The 16844-nt window shown below is 71.3% G+C and carries 18 protein-coding genes; 5 read left to right on the forward strand and 13 right to left on the reverse strand.

What is annotated here, in order from left to right; genetic code table 11:
- Positions 1–15 precede the first annotated feature (15 nt).
- The 4 genes from ACQP1N_RS29955 to groES all read right to left on the reverse strand — a co-directional run bounded on the left by ACQP1N_RS29955 (position 16) and on the right by groES (position 3777).
- Positions 16–825, reverse strand: coding sequence for a hypothetical protein (locus ACQP1N_RS29955; RefSeq protein ID WP_067799301.1), 810 nt, complete (start codon positions 823–825; stop codon positions 16–18).
- Complete coding sequence (locus ACQP1N_RS29960; protein ID WP_084263008.1) at positions 822–1478, reverse strand: sigma-70 family RNA polymerase sigma factor; 657 nt, start codon at positions 1476–1478, stop codon at positions 822–824. Before ACQP1N_RS29960 ends, ACQP1N_RS29955 begins: the two co-directional genes overlap by 4 nt.
- Before the next feature lie 276 nt (positions 1479–1754).
- The gene (gene groL, locus ACQP1N_RS29965; RefSeq protein WP_067799298.1) at positions 1755–3383 is read right to left on the reverse strand and encodes a chaperonin GroEL; all 1629 of its coding nucleotides are present in this window, start codon (positions 3381–3383) and stop codon (positions 1755–1757) included.
- Positions 3384–3468: 85 nt separating this feature from the next.
- A complete protein-coding gene (gene groES / locus ACQP1N_RS29970; protein WP_067799295.1) occupies positions 3469–3777 on the reverse strand; it encodes a co-chaperone GroES in 309 nt (102 codons plus the stop codon).
- Positions 3778–4010: 233 nt separating this feature from the next.
- Here groES and ACQP1N_RS29975 point away from each other — a divergent pair, with 233 nt between their 5' ends.
- From ACQP1N_RS29975 to ACQP1N_RS29985, 3 genes are all read left to right on the forward strand, one after another.
- On the forward strand, positions 4011–5240 hold the full coding sequence (locus tag ACQP1N_RS29975) for a THUMP-like domain-containing protein (RefSeq protein WP_433227761.1): 1230 nt from the start codon (positions 4011–4013) through the stop codon (positions 5238–5240).
- 219 nt (positions 5241–5459) lie between these two features.
- Positions 5460–5990, forward strand: a complete 531-nt coding sequence (locus ACQP1N_RS29980; protein ID WP_131732698.1) for a hypothetical protein — start codon at positions 5460–5462, stop codon at positions 5988–5990.
- Positions 5978–6913, forward strand: a complete 936-nt coding sequence (locus ACQP1N_RS29985; RefSeq protein WP_067799291.1) for an aminoglycoside phosphotransferase family protein — start codon at positions 5978–5980, stop codon at positions 6911–6913. Before ACQP1N_RS29980 ends, ACQP1N_RS29985 begins: the two co-directional genes overlap by 13 nt.
- A gap of 23 nt (positions 6914–6936) precedes the next feature.
- Here ACQP1N_RS29985 and tsaD read toward each other — a convergent pair whose 3' ends face one another.
- The 8 genes from tsaD to ACQP1N_RS30025 all read right to left on the reverse strand — a co-directional run bounded on the left by tsaD (position 6937) and on the right by ACQP1N_RS30025 (position 14632).
- Complete coding sequence (tsaD, locus tag ACQP1N_RS29990) at positions 6937–7971, reverse strand: tRNA (adenosine(37)-N6)-threonylcarbamoyltransferase complex transferase subunit TsaD (protein WP_207394074.1); 1035 nt, start codon at positions 7969–7971, stop codon at positions 6937–6939.
- Positions 7968–8462 (reverse strand): ribosomal protein S18-alanine N-acetyltransferase, encoded by a 495-nt coding sequence (gene rimI, locus ACQP1N_RS29995; RefSeq protein WP_067799288.1) that lies wholly within the window; start codon positions 8460–8462, stop codon positions 7968–7970. Before rimI ends, tsaD begins: the two co-directional genes overlap by 4 nt.
- A complete protein-coding gene (gene tsaB / locus ACQP1N_RS30000) occupies positions 8459–9127 on the reverse strand; it encodes a tRNA (adenosine(37)-N6)-threonylcarbamoyltransferase complex dimerization subunit type 1 TsaB (RefSeq protein WP_067799286.1) in 669 nt (222 codons plus the stop codon). Before tsaB ends, rimI begins: the two co-directional genes overlap by 4 nt.
- Positions 9128–9159: 32 nt before the next feature.
- Positions 9160–10197 (reverse strand): hypothetical protein, encoded by a 1038-nt coding sequence (locus tag ACQP1N_RS30005; protein WP_131732697.1) that lies wholly within the window; start codon positions 10195–10197, stop codon positions 9160–9162.
- A 127-nt stretch (positions 10198–10324) separates the two neighbouring features.
- Positions 10325–10756, reverse strand: a complete 432-nt coding sequence (gene tsaE, locus ACQP1N_RS30010) for a tRNA (adenosine(37)-N6)-threonylcarbamoyltransferase complex ATPase subunit type 1 TsaE (protein WP_084263007.1) — start codon at positions 10754–10756, stop codon at positions 10325–10327.
- Between the two features lie 35 nt (positions 10757–10791).
- Positions 10792–11883 (reverse strand): alpha/beta fold hydrolase, encoded by a 1092-nt coding sequence (locus ACQP1N_RS30015; protein WP_067799276.1) that lies wholly within the window; start codon positions 11881–11883, stop codon positions 10792–10794.
- Between the two features lie 11 nt (positions 11884–11894).
- Positions 11895–13019, reverse strand: coding sequence for an alanine racemase (alr, locus tag ACQP1N_RS30020; RefSeq protein ID WP_067799325.1), 1125 nt, complete (start codon positions 13017–13019; stop codon positions 11895–11897).
- A gap of 140 nt (positions 13020–13159) precedes the next feature.
- Positions 13160–14632, reverse strand: coding sequence for an NAD(P)H-hydrate dehydratase (locus ACQP1N_RS30025; RefSeq protein WP_433227762.1), 1473 nt, complete (start codon positions 14630–14632; stop codon positions 13160–13162).
- Positions 14633–14869: 237 nt separating this feature from the next.
- Here ACQP1N_RS30025 and ACQP1N_RS30030 point away from each other — a divergent pair, with 237 nt between their 5' ends.
- Together ACQP1N_RS30030 and ACQP1N_RS30035 are read left to right on the forward strand one after the other, a co-directional pair.
- A complete protein-coding gene (locus tag ACQP1N_RS30030) occupies positions 14870–15730 on the forward strand; it encodes a helix-turn-helix domain-containing protein (RefSeq protein ID WP_433227763.1) in 861 nt (286 codons plus the stop codon).
- Positions 15621–15989, forward strand: coding sequence for a DUF397 domain-containing protein (locus tag ACQP1N_RS30035; RefSeq protein ID WP_433227764.1), 369 nt, complete (start codon positions 15621–15623; stop codon positions 15987–15989). Before ACQP1N_RS30030 ends, ACQP1N_RS30035 begins: the two co-directional genes overlap by 110 nt.
- A gap of 91 nt (positions 15990–16080) precedes the next feature.
- Here ACQP1N_RS30035 and ACQP1N_RS30040 read toward each other — a convergent pair whose 3' ends face one another.
- A complete protein-coding gene (locus ACQP1N_RS30040; RefSeq protein ID WP_433227765.1) occupies positions 16081–16785 on the reverse strand; it encodes a DUF6082 family protein in 705 nt (234 codons plus the stop codon).
- Positions 16786–16844 lie beyond the last annotated feature (59 nt).

Below are 16844 nucleotides of genomic sequence, written 5' to 3' on the forward strand. Positions count from 1 at the left end.
CGTCCCAGCGGGCCGTTAGTCGTCCCAGCGGGGGTTGTCGTAGCGGTTCGCCTGTTTCCCGGCTTCGCGGCGCAGGTCGTCCAGGCGGCGGAGCGGGTCGTCGTCCGGCGGGGTGTTCGGACGGGCGGCCGGGGCCGAGCGCGTGATCAGGGTGGGGACATCCGGGCGGCCGGCGCGGGGACGGGGCGGGAACAGGTACTCCAGGCGCCGCTTGAGGCGCGCCATGTCCTCGCGTTCCGGGTCGCCGGACGGCTCGCGCGCCGCCGGGGGCGCCGGTGCGGGACGGGCGGCGGCCTGCGGGCGGGTACGCGTCTCGGCATCGAGGTCGCGGACGGGTTTGTCCGCCTTCCCCGAGATGCCGGACGCGCTCGGCACCGGGGCCGCGGACGTGCGGTCGGCGACGCCGCCGCCCGCCGCCGCGACGCCGGTGCTGGCGAGGACGGCACCCGCCACGCCCAAGGCCACGATCGTGCGCGACCCCCGGCGGCGGGAACCGGGGCCGGGCGGCGCGGGCGGCGGTGCGGACGGGCCGGGGTCGCCGTCGCGGCCGGGGTCCTGGTCGTCCACGTCGATGATCAGTGCGCGCAGCAGCCGCACCGCCGGGTCGGAGTCGTCGGCCTGGCGTCCGGCCCCGCCCTCGGGGCGGACGGCGCGCCGCGCGGCCAGCGCCTCGATGAGCGCGTCGGTACGGCGGACCGCGGCCAGGTCCACGGCCGGGACGGCGGCGGGCGGGCGGCCCGCCGGCGCCGGGGCATCGCCGGAGTGCGAGGACCCGGCCGGATTCGGGGCGCCCCCGATGCCGGTACGGGGGCCTCGCTCCGTCAAGCGATCGACTCCTCTCTGGCCATTGCCCGGAGCCGGGTGAGGGCCCGGTGCTGCGCGACCCGCACCGCGCCCGCGGACATGCCGAGCACGTTGCCGGTCTCCTCGGCCGACAGGCCCGCGACGACCCGCAGCAGCACCAGTTCGCGCTGGTGGTCGGGCAGCCGCGTCAGCAGGTCGCGGGCGCGCTGGGCCTCGATGCAGCGGACCACCGTCTCCTCGGGCCCCGGGCGGTCGTCCGGACCGTCCGGCAGGTCCTCGGTGGGGACGGCCGCGCGGACCGCGCTGCGCAGCGCGTCCGCGATCTTGTGCGCGGCGATGCCGAAGACGAAGGACGCGAAGGGGCGGCCCATGTCACGGTAGCGGGGCAGGGCCGACACGACCGCGATGCAGACCTCCTGGGCCACGTCGTCGGCGATGTGGTACTGCCCGGAGATCCGTCCGAGCCGGGCCCGGCAGTACCGGACGACCATGGGGCGCACCTCGGCGATGAGGACCTCGATCGCGCTCGGGTCGCCCTGCACGGCGAGGTTCGCCAGTTCCCTGAGATCGCCGTCGGCACTGTCCGCCGCGCGCCGGGCCCGCGCCCCGCGGCCGGGGTCGCGGGGCTGTGGAGGGGCGGGCCCTCCCGAGGGTTCGGCAGCGCGCGCGGTCATGGTCCCGGCGTAGCATCCCTCGGTCACGTCAAGCATGATGCCCAGCACCGCCGGTCATGTCTGCCCCGTCCTTTACAACGGAATGGTCACAGTGCTGGAACGAACCTGGGGTTATTACTCCACGCGTTCATCTGACTGCCCGGCGTTACCGAATCTTAAATGGCCCATTAGGTGACGAACACCCCATTAGCCGACATAAAGGCAAGACCCCCGGCCCGGGACGGGACGGGGGTCTGCCGACGCGCTCCGGACGGGACGGACCCGTCCGGAAGGCGATCAGTGGCCGTGACCGTGGCCGTGGCCGTGACCGCCGCCGGCGGCCTCCTCGGCCTCCTCCGGCTTGTCGACCACGAGCACCTCGGTGGTGAGCAGCATGCCCGCGATCGAGGCGGCGTTGGTGACCGCCGAGCGGGTGACCTTCACCGGGTCGATGACGCCCTGGGCGACCAGGTCGCCGTACTCGCCGGTGGCGGCGTTGTAGCCGTGCCCGGCCTTCAGCTCCTGCACCTTGGAGACGACGACGTAGCCCTCCTGGCCGGCGTTCTCGGAGATCCAGCGCAGCGGCTCGCTGAGCGCACGGCGGACGGCCTCGGCGCCGGTGGCCTCGTCGCCGGACAGGCCGAGCGCGTCGAAGCCCTCCTTGGCGACGTGGACCAGCGCGCTGCCGCCGCCGGACACGATGCCCTCCTCGATCGCCGCGCGGGTCGCCGAGATGGCGTCCTCCAGGCGGTGCTTCTTCTCCTTCAGCTCCACCTCGGTGGCGGCGCCGACACGCAGCACGCAGACCCCGCCGGCCAGCTTGGCCAGGCGCTCCTGGAGCTTCTCGCGGTCCCAGTCGGAGTCGCTGTTCTCGATCTCGACCTTGATCTGGTTGATCCGCGCGCTCACGTCCTCCGCGGAGCCCTCACCATCGACGATGGTGGTGTTGTCCTTGGTGACGGTGATCCGGCGGGCGCGGCCGAGGTCCTCCAGCCCGATGGAGTCGAGCTTGAGGCCGATGGCCTCGCTGACGACCTGGCCGCCGGTCAGGGTGGCCATGTCGCCCAGCATCGCCTTGCGGCGGTCGCCGAAGCCCGGCGCCTTCACCGCGACGGACGTGAACGTGCCGCGGATCTTGTTGGCGACCAGCAGCGCCAGGGCCTCGCCCTCGACGTCCTCGGCCACCACGAGCAGCGGCTTCTTGGTCTGCGCGACCTTCTCGGCCAGCGGCAGGAACTCCTGCACGTTGGAGATCTTGCCGTCCACGATGAGCACGTAGGCGTCCTCCAGGACGGCCTCCATGCGCTCGGGGTCGGTCACCATGTGCGGCGACAGGTAGCCCTTGTCGAACTGGAGGCCCTCGGTGAACTCCAGCTCCAGGCCCATGGTGTGGGCCTCCTCGACGGTGATGACACCGTCCTTGCCGACCTTCTCGAACGCCTCGGCGATCAGCTCGCCGATCTGCGGGTCCTGCGCGGAGATGGTCGCGACGTGCGCGATCTCGCCCTTCTCCTCGACCTCGCGGGCCGACTTGAGGAGCCGGTCGGACACGTACTGGGCGGCCGCGTCGATACCGCGCTTGAGCGCGAGCGGCGACGCGCCGGCCGCCACGTTGCGGGTGCCCTCCCGGACCATCGCCTGCGCCAGGACGGTCGCCGTGGTGGTGCCGTCGCCCGCGATGTCGTTGGTCTTGGTCGCCACCTCCTTGGCGAGCTGGGCCCCGAGGTTCTCGTAGGGGTCCTCCAGCTCGACCTCGCGGGCGATGGTGACGCCGTCGTTGGTGATCGTCGGCGCCCCGAACTTCTTGTCGATGACGACGTTGCGGCCGCGCGGGCCGATCGTCACCTTGACGGCGTCCGCGAGAGCGTTGACGCCGCGCTCAAGAGCCCGGCGAGCGTCCTCATCGAACTCCAGGATCTTCGCCATGCGGATACTCCTCTCCACGCGATCCGCCCCGGCGGGCCCGCCGAAGGCGGCGCCGACCGGGGCGGGTGCATCACGTTCTCGGTGATTACTTCTCGATGACCGCGAGCACGTCGCGGGCGGAGAGAACGAGGTACTCCTCGTTGTTGTACTTGACCTCGGTGCCGCCGTACTTGCTGTAAAGCACGACCTCGCCGACCTTCACGTCGACCGGGATACGCTCGCCCTTGTCGTCGACACGACCCGGGCCAACGGCAAGGACGGTGCCCTCCTGGGGCTTCTCCTTGGCCGTGTCCGGAATCACCAGACCCGACGCGGTGGTGGTCTCGGCCTCAAGCGGCTGGACGACGATGCGGTCCTCAAGCGGCTTGAGAGCAACCTTGGTGGCGGTCGTCACGATCTGACCTCCCCTTCGATTGGTCCTCGGCCGGCCATGGATGACCGGCCAGCACATGTGGCAGAAGAGGCGACCCTGGACCGGCCTGTCGTCGCGGGTGCCAGACCGACCTTGTCGCTTGTTGGCACTCTCAGTACGAGAGTGCCAGTCATGGAGACTATTCCGTGCCCGGGAGCCCGTCAACACGGACACGGAGGAGCCCGGCGGTGTTCACCGGCGGCTAACTTCTCTTTGTGGACATCGCGTCGTTCCGGGCTCTGCTCGCCCCCTCCGGCCAGGCGGTCCTCAGCGAGGCATCCGCCGCGGACCTGAGCGAGGACGGTCTGCTCGGCACGGCGACGCGGCTGCGCGAACGGCACGATCCCGCGCTCGTCGCGGCGGCGCTCACGCAGGTGCGGTTGCGGGAGCGGGCGCGGGCCAAGTTCGGCGCGGACGCCGGCCGCATGTACTTCACGCAGGCGGGGCTTGAGCAGGCGACCCGGGCGAGTGTGGCGGCGCATCGTGCCCGGCGGTTCGCTGCTCGCCTGGACGGCGCGCGTGTGCTGGAACTGGGATGCGGGATAGGAGCGGATCTCCTCGCACGCGGGCGCGCGGGCCTTGCCGGGGAGGGTGTGGAACTCGACCCGCTGACGGCTGAGGTGGCGCGGGCGAACGTGGCCGTTTTCGGACTGGACGCCCCTGTGCGCGTGGGGGACGCGACCAAGGTCTCTTTGGACGGGGCCGCCCTGGACGAGTTCGACGCGCTGTTCGCCGACCCTGGACGCCGTACTGCCCGGGGCAGGGTCTTCGATCCCCGCTCCTACGAGCCGCCGCTTGATGCCGTCCTGGACATGGCCGCGAAGGTGCCTGCGGCGTGCGTGAAGGTGGCGCCGGGCATTCCGCATGAGGCCGTGCCGGACAGCGCGGAGGCCGAGTGGATCTCGGTCCACGGTGACGTTAAGGAGGCGGCCCTCTGGCTGGGTGAGCTCGCAGGGGACGTGGAGCGCCGGGCCACCCTGCTCTCATCCGACATCGATCCGGAGGTCTCGACGCTGACCCCGCAGGGCTTGGACGACCCGGATGTGCGCGCGTGGGGGCGTTACCTGTACGAGCCCGATGGAGCGGTGATCCGCGCCCATCTGGTGGGTGAGGTCGCCCAGTTGGTGGACGGCGGGCTAGCGGACCCGCACATCGCCTACATCACGTCCGACCGGCTGCGTCCGACACCGTTCGCGACCGCCTACGAGGTCGAGGACGTGATGCCGTTCTCCGTGAAGCGCCTGCGCGCGGAGCTGCGGCGCCGCGGGATCGGCGTGCTGACCGTCAAGAAGCGCGGCTCGGCCGTGGACGTCGACCGGCTGCGCCGCGACCTCGGCTTCGGCGGACGCAAGGCGGGCCGGGGCGCGCAGGAGCTCACCCTGGTCGTGACCCGTGTCGGACGCGACCCGGTCGCGCTCCTCACCCGTCCGGTCCCGGGCCGGTGACCCGCCCGGCACCGCGGCCGGTCATGACCCTTTCCGAAGATCTTACGCCCGGCCGAAAACACCAAGGCGGGTTCATCGGAATGCCGTCCGAAAGCGACGCACGGCGCCACGGCCCGGCCGACACGTGCCGGCCACCCGTATTCGCCACCGGTTCGGGAGCCGCTGATTTCGGGCGTGATGCGCGGACACGTCCCCCACCGTCCGCACCACCCCGTCACCATGATCACCCCGATGGCCGCGAAGCGGGAGAACAACCTGTACCCGGCCGTTTCTCTCTATTCACCCCAGCCGGATAAGAGGCACATTCCACAGAACTCACATTCTTCTCTGCCCCTCGTTTTCAGCGGCGCTCCGTGTGCGCACTACAGTGGCCATCTCAGCGATTCATCTGCCGTGCATCATTTCGTCGCGCCGGCACACGAAGGAGCATTGGGTGGAAACGAGGCACAACTTCCCGTGGACCGGGGATCGACCGATCTCGGCGAGATGTCCGAGCGGATCGGCCGGCTCCCCGGCACGCCGGAGATCGCCGAGCCGCACCGCCCGCTGACCCGAACCGCGCGGCGTCCGATGCGGGCCCCGCCCGGTCCACTCGGATGCCCAACGGAATCCGTGGCATTTGTCCGGTCAACCGCCGCGACGACCGAAGCCGCACCGACCAACCATCCCGATGACGTGCAGTTTGTCACGATACGTCCTCGGAAAATCACTCCCAACACCCTTCGGAATCCGTTTTCATGGATCAGGTGACTCACACACCGGCCCCCTGCCTGCCGACCGGCGCCCCACCCGGCCCCACCACTTTGCGCTGGGTCGAGAACTGCCTCGGCAAGGGCGCCGAAGTCCGCATGGTGCGGCCCCTCGCAGGCGGCACGGCGCACACCAACCACGCCCTCCTCGTGGAGAGCGGCTCCGGCAGCGCCCACCGTCTCGTCCTGCGCCGCTGGACGGCCCGCGACCCGGCACGCCGCTCCCCCGGCGACGCCGGTTTCTCCCCCGAACGCGAGATCGCCGCGCTCGCCCTCCTCGCCGGCTGCGAGATCCCCACCCCGCAGCTCGTCGCCGCCGACCCCGCGGGCGCCTACTGTGACGTCCCCGCCCTGCTCGTCACCCGGCTCGGCGGCCACCCGCCCCGCCCGTCCCCCGACGACCTGCCCGAATACCTCATCCAGTGGGCCGCCGCGCTGCTGCCGGTGCACGCGCTGAACGGCGCGGCCACGATGCCGCCGTACGTCCCGCACAACCGGCTCGACGTGCGCCGCCCGCCCGAGCACGCGCTCCGCCCCGCCCTGTGGGAACGCGCCTTCGAGGTCGCCGCCCGGCCCGCCCCCGAGGCGCCCGCCCGCTTCATCCACCGCGACTACCACACCGACAACACCCTGTGGTCCTACGGCAGGCTCACCGGCGTCGTCGACTGGTCGGACGCCTCGTCCGGCCCCGCCGCCGTCGACATCGCCCGCATGCGCCGCGGCCTGGCCCTCCGCTACGGCCCGTCCGTCGCCGACCGCTTCCTGTCCGCCTTCGACCAGGTCTCCGGCGGCCACCTCCACGACCCCTACTGGGACGTCCGCTGCCTCCTGGACCTGCTCCCCGAAACCGACGACCGCCCCTTGGACGAGGCGGCAGTCCCCCTCTACGAGGACTACCTGAGCAGGCTCCTGGCCGACTGCTGACCCCGAAGCCAGAGGGTGCAGGGTCAGAGGGTGATGGACTCTATGGGGAGGCTGGAGTCGGCCGGCAGGTCCAGGGCCGAGGGCGCTCTGCCGGTGGCGACCAGTTCGGACCCCAGGGCGGCCACCATCGCGCCGTTGTCGGTGCACAGTTTGGGGCGGGGGACGCGGAGGCGGACGCCGGCCGCTTCGCAGCGTTCGGCCGCCAGGGCGCGCAGGCGGGAATTGGCGGCCACGCCGCCGCCGATCAGGAGGTCGTGGACGCCGTTGTCCTTGCAGACCTTCAGTGCCTTCTGCGTGAGGACGTCCACGACCGCCTCCTGGAAGGACGCGGCGACGTCGGCGACCGGAACGGGCTCGCCGGCGCGCTCCTTGGCCTCGACCCAGCGGGCCACGGCCGTTTTCAGGCCGGAGAACGAGAAGTCGTAGGTGCCGTCCTTGTACTTGCCGCGCGGGAACGCGATCGCGGCCGGGTCGCCCTCGCGGGCCATGCGGTCGATGACCGGGCCGCCCGGGAAGCCGAGGTCGAGGACGCGGGCGACCTTGTCGAACGCCTCACCCGCCGCGTCGTCCACCGTGCTGCCGAGCGAGCGGACATCGGCCGCCACGTCCGGGACGAGGAGGATCGAGGAGTGGCCGCCCGACACCAGGAGCGCGACGCACGGCTTGGGCAGCGGGCCGTGTTCGAGCTGGTCGACGCACACGTGCGCGGCCAGGTGGTTGACGCCGTACAGCGGCTTGCCCAGCGACAGCGCGTACGCCTTGGCGGCGGCGACGCCGACCATGAGGGCGCCCGGCAGGCCGGGGCCGGCGGTGACCGCGAACGCGTCCACGTCGGCGAACCTCACGCCGGCGTCCGCCAGCGCGCGTTCCACGGTCGGCGCCATCGCCTCCAGGTGCGCGCGGGACGCGACCTCCGGCACGACGCCGCCGAACCGGGCGTGCTGGTCGACGCTGGAGGCGATGGCGTCCGCGAGCAGGGTGTGCCCCCGCACGATCCCGACCCCGGTCTCGTCGCACGAGGTCTCAATCCCGAGCACCAGCGGCTCGTCCCGAATCACGTGTTCTCCCTGTTGAAACCCATGGGCGGACGCGGCGTGAACCGGCGGCTCATGACGATCGCGTCCACGTTCGAGGGCTGGTAGTAGCGCTTGCGGAGACCCACCCTGGCGAAGCCGAACCGCTCGTAGAGGCGGCGGGCCGCGTCGTTGTCGGCGCGGACCTCCAGGAACACCGCCTCGCTGCCCCGGCGTACGGCCTCGTCCAGCAGTTCGGTGAGCAGCGCGGCGCCGATGCCGTTCTTGCGGTGGTCGGCGCGCACCCCGATGGTCTGCACGTCGGCCTGCCCTCCGGCCGCGGCGAGGCCCGCGTAGCCGACGATCTCGCCGCCGGGGCCCTCCGCGACGACGTAGTGGCGGGTGCGGGGCTGGTCGGCGAGCTCGCCGCGGAGCATCTCCTCGCTCCAGGCGTCCTCGGGGAACAGCAGCCGCTCCAGGCGGTGGACGGCGGGCAGGTCCGCGCCGGTCATGGGCCGCAGGACGACGCCGGTCATGCGGGAGTCACCTTCTTGCGGGGGCCGGGCTCCCTCGCGTCCGGTCTGCGCAGGTAGAGCGGTTCCGGGGGGAGGAGGCCGGGTCCCTTGAGGCCCGCGAGGCGGGCGACGGTCAGTTCCGCGAGGGCACTGGCGGTGGGGAGCAGGGGGTCGTGGCAGGAATCGCCGAGGATCTCCGGGTACAGGGCCGCCCCCTCGCCGACGACGGGGAGCCCTTCCGGGACGTCCGACGGCGGGCCCACGGCCGGGCCGGTGACGCGCGTGCGAAACGAGTCGTACCGCGCCCAGTAGACCTCCTTGCGGCGGGCGTCGGTGGCGACGACGAACGGCTCCGCACGCCCGGTGGCCCAGGCGATGACGTCCAGCGTGCAGACACCGTGCACGGGGATGGTCAGGGCCTCGCCCATGGCGCGGGCGCTGACCAGGCCGACACGCAGACCCGTGTACGGTCCAGGCCCGACACCGACGGCGATGGCGCTCAGGTCGTCCGGCGCCGCCCCGGCCTCCGCCATCACCGCCGCGATGGAGGGGGTGAGCAGTTCGGTGTGCCTGCGCCGGTCGACGGCCTCGGCCACACCGCGCGGCACGGCACCCTCGCCCGGAGTCCACTCGTACAGCGCCACGGTGATCGCGGCGGTTGCGGTGTCGAAAGCCAAGACCAGCACGGATTGTAAGCCTACCGGTCGGCGGGAATGGCTCAGCCCTGGTTGAGGGCCTCCACCACGGCCTTGGCGACCTCGGTGGCGCCACCGGTGGCGGCCTTCGACGACAGCGGGTCGCCGGAGTTGGAGCCCGAGTAGTGAATCGTGATGAGGACGTTCACCAGCCGGACGTTGCCGACGGCCTCGCCCGCTCCCTGCTTGTCGTCGACGCTGTAGACGATGTAGCCGTCGTCGCCGACGCCCGTCAGGCGGATCTTCTCGGTGAGCTTCTGGCCGCTCAGCAGTGCCTTGCCGGACTCGTCCGCGGCGCGCTCGGCCATGAACGTCTTGACGGCGGTGCCCGTGGGCGTCTGGCCGCCGCTCCCGGCGATCGTGCGCAACTCGATGGTGAGCTGGCGCTTGTTGTCGCCCGTGTAGGCGCCCCACACACACTGGTTCTGCTGGTCGTTGCCCTGGTAGTTGTCGGCCTGGGTGCGCTCTGAGCCGGGGGCGAGCCTGTCGATGAGGCCCTGCCCGACGATCGTGCAGGAGTCGGGAACGAGGGTGCGCTCGCCCTTGGCCGCCGGGGAGTTCTCGGTGGCGCCGCTGCCGACGATCTGGCCGCCGTCCTTCTCCTTGTCCGCGCCGGCGCCGCTCAGCACGAGGAACACGGCGAGGACGCAGACGCCGACGCCCGCGCCGGCCCCCGCGAGGATCGCGGCCCAGTGCCGTCCGCCGCGGCGCCTGCGCGCGACCCGGTGGCTGCCGGTGCGGGATCCGCCGCTGCCGCGCGGGTAGCCGCCGTCCGCGCGGTAGCCGCCGGTGCCGGTCCGATGGCCGCCGGTGTCGGTGCGATATCCGCCGGAGCCGGACCGGTAATCGCCGCTACCGGTCTGGTACGGGCCGGTCTCCCGCTGATACGGACCGCTGTCCCGCTGGTACGGGTCGGCCTCGCGCCGGTAGGGGCCACTCTCCTCCTGATAGGGCGTGCCGTATCCACCGCCGTCCGGCCGGTAACCGCCGCCTTGCCCCTGGCCACCGCCCAAGCCGCGGTAGCTGTCGCGGTCACTGCCGCTGCGATCGCTACCACTCACCGGTTCCACTCCTGCTGAGGAAAACGATATGTCGCGTAGTGGGGTTCGTTCCGGCAAAGAGTACGACACGCAACCGTAAAGTGGCTCAACCCGCCCGGCGAAAAACGCAGAAGTTGCCGGACACCTGTCATCCGGCGTCGAGTTCCAGGTCAGACCAGCGATGACCGACCCCGACGATCCTTACTTCGCGCTCCTCGCCGGACCCGGCTCCGCGTGAAATGATCACTTCCAGACGATCTTCGGCAAGGCCCTCGGCGAGCCCTTCTCCCCATTCCACGACCGTCACCGATTCCGCGACCGACGCGTCGAGATCGAGATCGTCCAGTTCCGCGAAACCCCCCAGCCGGTAAGCGTCGACGTGCACCAGCGGCGGCCCGCCCGCGAGCGACGGATGCACCCGCGCGATGACGAACGTCGGCGAGGTGATCGGGCCCCGCACCTTCAGGCCCTCGCCGATGCCCTGGGTGAGCGTCGTCTTGCCCGCACCCAGGTCACCCGTCATCACCAGCAGGTCGCCCGCGCGGACCAGCCCGGCAAGGCGCACGCCCAGCTCGTGCATGTCCGCCGCGGTCGGGACGGTGACGGTGATCGCGTTCACGCGGTGCGCTCCTCCTCGTCGTACTCGGACCCGCCGTACTCGGACCGGACGCGCTCGACCAGCCGGCGCAGCCCGCCGGTCACCACCCCCGGACACTCCAGCGGCAGCACATGCCCGGCCACTTCCACCTCTACCAGCTCCGCGTCCGCCAGCACCTCCGCGATGCGGCGCGAGTGCCCGGCCGGGGTGAGCCGGTCCCGCCCCCCGGCCAGCACCAGGACCGGCACCCTGCCGAGGACGCCGAGGGAGCCGCTCTTGTCGTGGCCCATCAGCTCCGGGTAGAACTCCGCGATCACGTCGATCGGCGTCGCCCTGATCATCTGCTCCAGGAAGTCGACGACGGACGGGCTGACGTACTTGTCGGCGAACGCCATCTTCCGGGTGATGACGAACGCGAGGTCGGCGCCGAGGCCGCGCGCCTTGTCCACGAGGCCGGGGCGGCGGCCGAGGCCGCGCAGCGTCCCGGGCGCCAGCGGCCGGACGGCCTTCGCCAGCACCAGCGGCAGCCCCAGCGTCATCTCCGCCAGATCACCGCAGGAGGTGTTGACCAGCGCGACCCCGGCGACCTGCCGGTCGAACAGCTCGGGATGCCGCTCGGCCAGCGCCATGATCGTCATCCCGCCCATGGAGTGCCCGACGAGGATGACGGGCTCGTCCGGGCGCACGGTCGCCCCCAGCACGGCGTACAGGTCGTCGCCGGTCTGGTCGATCGTCGCGTGCGCCGGCCGGCTGCGCCCCGACCGGCCGTGGCTGCGCTGGTCCCAGAACACCATCCGCAGCCCCCGCAGGTCGCGGCGCTGATAGTGCCACGAGTCCTGGTTGAGGGTGTAGCCGTGGCAGAACACCAGGGTGAGCCCGGCGTCGTCGGGACCGTCCACCTCCACGTGCAGCGGGACGCCGTCGTCGGCCTCGACGGTCAGCTCCCGCCCGCGCAGTTCGCCGAACGGCTCGCCGGCGTCCGGGTCGGGCTGCAGCCGCACCCGGCCGACGGCGAAGTGCCGCAGCCCGACGGCCGCGCCCACGCCCGCGGCGCCGATGCCCGCGACGGCGCCGAGGACGCCGATCCTGCGCTTGCTCTTGCTGTCCATGCACGCGCCCCCTACAGCGCCCGTCCCGGATACGCCCTCGGCACCCGGGACCCGATGCGGGTGACGATCTCGTAGGAGATCGTTCCCAGCGCGTCCGCCCACTCCTGCGCGGTCGGCTCGCCCTGGTCGCCCGGCCCGAACAGGATGATCTCCTCACCCGCCGACAGCCGGTCGTCGCCGAGGTCGATGACGAACTGGTCCATGCAGACCCGTCCGGCGATCGTCCTGCGGCGGCCACCCGCGAGGACCTCCAGGAGGTTGGACCCGTGCCTGGGGATTCCGTCGCCGTACCCCACGGGCACCACAGCCAGATTGGTCTCCCGCGGAGTGGTGTACGTGTGACCGTACGACACTCCACGACCTGCTGGGACCCGCTTGACCAGCGCGGTGTCCGCCACCAGCGTCATCGCGGGCCGCAGCCCGAACGTCCCGAGCGCCGGGACCGGTGTCAGCCCGTACGTCGCGATCCCCGGGCGGACGAGGTCGAACCGGGCCTCCGGAAGCGTCAGCGCGGCGGCCGAGTTCGCGATGTGCCGGACCTCGAACCGCGCTCCCGCGCGCTCCGCGTACGCCACCATCGCGGTGAACGCTTCGAGCTGCGCGGCGATCGACGGGTGGCCCGGCTCGTCCGCGCAGGCGAAGTGCGACATGACCCCGACGACCCGCACGTGGCCGGCGGCCTCCGCCTTCAGCGCCGCGTCGACCAGCGCCTCCCAGTCCCCGCCGCTCACGCCGCCCCGGGACATGCCCGTGTCCGCCTTGAGGTGGACGCGCGCCCGGCGTCCCGCCCGCTCCGCCGCCCGGACGATCTCGTCCAGCAGCCACACCGCCCCCACGGTCAGGTCGATGTCGCGGGCGACGGCCTCCTCGTACGGCTCGCCGGGCACACCGATGCACGTCAGCGTCCGGGCGGTGAGACCCGCCTCCCGCAGCCGCAGTGCCTCGGCCAGTTTCGCGACCCCGAGCCATGCCGCGCCCCCGGCGAGCGCGGCCCGCGCCGCCTCGACCAGCCCGTGCCCGTACGCCTCGGCCTTCACCATGGCCATGACCTCGGCGCCCCGGGCGCGCTCGCGCAGCAGTCCGATGTTGGCGCCGATGGCGCCGAGATCGACGCGCGCCTCCGCAGGAACCTTCATGGTCACCCAGTGTGCCGTCCCGGCGGCAATGCCCGGGCATTATCGCCAGGTCAGGCCCGGGAGGCCGCCGTCCAGTGAGCGCTCCGTCAGCCCTCCACACCCGGTAGGACGCGTGGGCCCGCCCCGGAGTTCGCCGCCGGTCAGGCGACGCCGCGGAAGGCGGCGGGGAGGGCGTCGATCACGTCGCAGGCGCTGATCGGGGCTTCGGGGCCCGGGGCCGGGGCGGCGGCCAGGCGGGCGGCCAGGCCGTGCAGGTAGGCGCCGGACGCGGCCGCCTCCAGGGCCGGCAGGCCGCCGGCCAGCAGGGCGCCGATCAGGCCGGACAGGACGTCGCCGGTGCCGGCCGTCGCCAGGCGGGGAGTGCCGGTCGGGTTCACGCGGACGGGACGGTCCGCCTCCGCGACCAGGGTCGTCGAGCCCTTGAGCAGGACGGTGGCGGACAGTTCGGCGGCGGCGCGGCGCACATGGTCGAGGCGGGCGGCCTCGATGTCCTCGCGGTCCGCGGCGATGAGACGGGACAGTTCACCGGCGTGCGGGGTGAGGACGGTCGGGGCGGCGCGGCGCAGCAGGTCGCGGCGGCGGGACAGGACGGTGAGGCCGTCGGCGTCCACCAGCACGGGCAGGTCGGTGGTGAGGGCGGCCTCCAGCAGCGACTCGGCGGCGTCGCCGGTGCCGAGGCCGGGGCCGACGACCCAGGTCTGGACGCGTCCGATGCGCTCCAGGACCTTGCCGTTGTGGCGGCCCGGCTCGATCACCGTGGTCACGGCCTCGGGCCAGCGGTGCCGGACGAGCTCCACCGGGCGCGCGACCGAGGCGAAGCGGACCATCCCGGCACCACCGTGGACGGCGCCGCCGGTGCACAGCACGGCCGCGCCGGTGAACGCGTCGCCGCCCGCGAGGATGCCGACGACGCCCCGGCGGTACTTGTCGGACTCGGCGCCGGGCTCGGGCGGCTGGACGTCCGCCGGGAGGGCCGCGACGACGTCCGGGTCGGGCAGGTCGGCGCCCAGTCCGATGTCGACCAGTTCGACCACTCCGCAGTAGGACGCTCCGGGATCGATGAGAAGGCCCGGCTTGTGCGTCCCGAACGTGACGGTGACGTCGGCGTGGACGGCGGTGCCCTCGACGCGGCCGGTGCTCGCGTCCACGCCGCTCGGCACGTCGCAGGCGACGACGATTCCGCTGGACCGGGAGGCCAGCGCGGCGTACCGGGCGTGCGGTTCGCGGAGACCGCCCGTCCCGCCGATGCCGGTGAGGCCGTCGATGATGAGGTCGGCGGCGGCGATGGCGGGCTCCTCGCCGCCGTCCAGGAGCCGCCCGCCCGCGGCCCGCAGCGCCGCCAGCCCGGCCTCGTGGATCGTGGTGCCGGCCTGGACGGCCTGGACGCGGGCACCGCGCCGGGCGAGCCCGGCCCCGGCGTAGAGGGCGTCGCCGCCGTTGTCACCGCCGCCGATCAGGAGGACGACGCGGGACCCGTACACGGCGGGCAGGACGCGGGCGCAGACCGACGCGAGGCCGGCGGCGGCGCGCTGCATGAGGGTGCCCTCGGGGAGCCGGGCCATCAGGGCCCGCTCGGCCGTCCGCACCTTGCCGACCTCGTGCGCGTACCTCATCCGCGACTCCCCCAGTCGATCACACCCCTAGGGTGCCACGGGAACGCGTTCGGCAACCCTTCGTGCGGCGTCCGTGCAGGTTATTTGCAACTTACGCCGCAAATTTCAGTGTCACGTGCGCAAAAGAATCATGGGTCGTAGAATCTTCCTCATCCGCTCCGATGTATTCGCACTGCGGCACCGAGGTGCGGCAGAATGCGCCCAGATCAGTCCGCCGGGACTGGAGAGGCCCCAGCAATGAGCACTTCCCGAGGTCCCTCCGTCCGGCAGCGGCGGCTGGCCGCCGAGCTCCGGAGGCTGCGCGAACGCCGGGGTCTCACCGGGGACGAGGTCGCCGAGCGGCTCACCTGGTCCACCGCCAAGGTCAGCCGGATCGAGAACGCCCGGACCGGAGCGAAGATCAGCGACGTGCGGCGGCTGCTGGAGCTGTACGAGATCGACGGCGCCCGGCACGAGGACCTCATCGCCCTGGCGCACGACGCCGCGCAGCGCGGATGGTGGGAGGAGTACCGCGACCTGCCGAGCCCGCTCGCGAACTTCATCGCCCTCGAATCCGAGGCTGGGACCATTCGGCAGTGGGAGGGCAACTCCGTCCCCGGCCTCCTCCAGACCAGGAGGTACGCACGGCGTGTAATCGAAGGCTACAATGATATATCCACAATCCCGCCGCAGGAAATCGATCGCCGCGTCGAAGTGCGGATAAGACGTCAGGAGGTTCTGTACCGACAACAGCCGCCGCAGCTCGTGCTGATCGTCGATGAAGCCGTACTGAAACGGCGAGTAGGCAACGACGAGATGATGCGTGAACAGCTTGATCGAATGCTTTTTGCAAGTGGCTTGCCGCAGGTGACTCTACGGATACTTCCATTGGACGCTCCTCGCCGCGTGATGGCAGACTCCTTCACTATTCTCGAATTCCCGGCGACACACGATGTCACTTTTCCTGATATCGTGCACACTGAAAGCATCACCATCAGCCACCTTGTCGATGAGAGCGTCACCTATATGTATCGCCTCGCTCACAACAGCCTTGCGAGCCAAGCGCTCAGTCCCACCGAAACCCGGCAGCGGATCATCGAAGCGCGAGCCTTGTGGTAACGAGTCGGCAGGTGGCCTTCAGAGCACCGAAAGGCACGAAGTGTCTGTTTCCGACGTCATCGGGCATAGTTGGCGGCGAAGCACCCACTGTGGTGCAAACGGAACCTGCGTCGAGGTAACCGAACTACCGTGTACGGGACTCATCGGGGCGAGGGATGCCAAGCACGGCGACCGCAGTCCGGTCCTGACCTTCGACCGAGCAGAATGGAGCGGCTTTATCAACCGGTTGAAAGAAGGAGCATTCGACCTGTCCCAGTGAGCAGGTTCGACGAGGGCACCTCGTAGAACCTGCAGGAAGATGAAGCGAGCCGAGGTCCTCTACCCGAAGACCTCGGCTTTTCCCACGAGGGCTACGCCGCCCGCGAGCGCCACAGAAGACGGTGACAGGCCATTCCCGCCACGGCGCCCGCCCCCAACGCCGCTGCAATCACGGCTCGCCGACCCGCCGCACTACGAACGTTCCTTCGCCGATCAGGCGGCGGCTCCACCGGCTCTGCGACCATCGCCGCCGCATGCTCCTCGGCGAATATTTCCTCGAATCGCCGCTCCCGTCGCGTTTTAGCAAACAAAAGCCGTTTCTCCCCCTGCCTACGCCAGTAGTCACGCCCCGCCTTCCCAGAGAAGACGTCCCGCCTCGCAGCCTCTCGTACCTCTACTTCGGGCATGTCCTTGAACTCCCAAAGCATCCGCCACCAGTTCAGCAGCAGATTGAGATAAATGTCTCGCCGGAACTCATCGGAGGCCAAGCCCTCCTGAGCACCCCAACCCACCACCTCTCGGTAAACCGGGTCATCGAGGATCATCCGCATCAATTCGAACTGAGTACTGCGCGCGGCCTGTTCTCGCGAATGCCGTACCTCCCTGGCCTGCAGTGCCACCGAAAATCCGAGCACCACCAAGGCGCCGGCCGCCAACAATGCCGACACCGCCCCATAGGTCTGGCCGATATTGCTGAGCAGCGGCCAGTCAACGTCGATTCCCGCGAACAGGCCCCGCAAAGCGATGGGAGATAGAATGATCAACGCCATCGCTCCGACGACGCCGGACGTCATCATCAGCCGTGACGAGATGTGGGCAGAACCAATCAAACGCAACACGACCCCCGTGAGTCAGA

Source organism: Actinomadura formosensis, from assembly GCF_050948385.1.
Taxonomy (GTDB): Bacteria; Actinomycetota; Actinomycetes; order Streptosporangiales; family Streptosporangiaceae; genus Spirillospora; species Spirillospora formosensis.

Bases quoted from the DNA above. Each gene is read 5' to 3' on its own strand.
- ACQP1N_RS29985 (WP_067799291.1), top strand. From the start codon at position 5,978: ATGGATCAGGTGACTCACACACCGGCCCCCTGCCTGCCGACCGGCGCC.
- alr (WP_067799325.1), bottom strand. From the start codon at position 13,019: ATGAAGGTTCCTGCGGAGGCGCGCGTCGATCTCGGCGCCATCGGCGCC.
- ACQP1N_RS30035 (WP_433227764.1), top strand. From the start codon at position 15,621: ATGAGAGCGTCACCTATATGTATCGCCTCGCTCACAACAGCCTTGCGA.
- tsaE (WP_084263007.1), bottom strand. From the start codon at position 10,756: ATGCACGAGCTGGGCGTGCGCCTTGCCGGGCTGGTCCGCGCGGGCGAC.
- ACQP1N_RS30015 (WP_067799276.1), bottom strand. From the start codon at position 11,883: ATGGACAGCAAGAGCAAGCGCAGGATCGGCGTCCTCGGCGCCGTCGCG.
- ACQP1N_RS30030 (WP_433227763.1), top strand. From the start codon at position 14,870: ATGAGCACTTCCCGAGGTCCCTCCGTCCGGCAGCGGCGGCTGGCCGCC.
- ACQP1N_RS30025 (WP_433227762.1), bottom strand. From the start codon at position 14,632: ATGAGGTACGCGCACGAGGTCGGCAAGGTGCGGACGGCCGAGCGGGCC.
- ACQP1N_RS29980 (WP_131732698.1), top strand. From the start codon at position 5,460: ATGATCACCCCGATGGCCGCGAAGCGGGAGAACAACCTGTACCCGGCC.
- ACQP1N_RS29960 (WP_084263008.1), bottom strand. From the start codon at position 1,478: ATGACCGCGCGCGCTGCCGAACCCTCGGGAGGGCCCGCCCCTCCACAG.
- groL (WP_067799298.1), bottom strand. From the start codon at position 3,383: ATGGCGAAGATCCTGGAGTTCGATGAGGACGCTCGCCGGGCTCTTGAG.
- rimI (WP_067799288.1), bottom strand. From the start codon at position 8,462: ATGACCGGCGTCGTCCTGCGGCCCATGACCGGCGCGGACCTGCCCGCC.
- ACQP1N_RS30040 (WP_433227765.1), bottom strand. From the start codon at position 16,785: ATGATGACGTCCGGCGTCGTCGGAGCGATGGCGTTGATCATTCTATCT.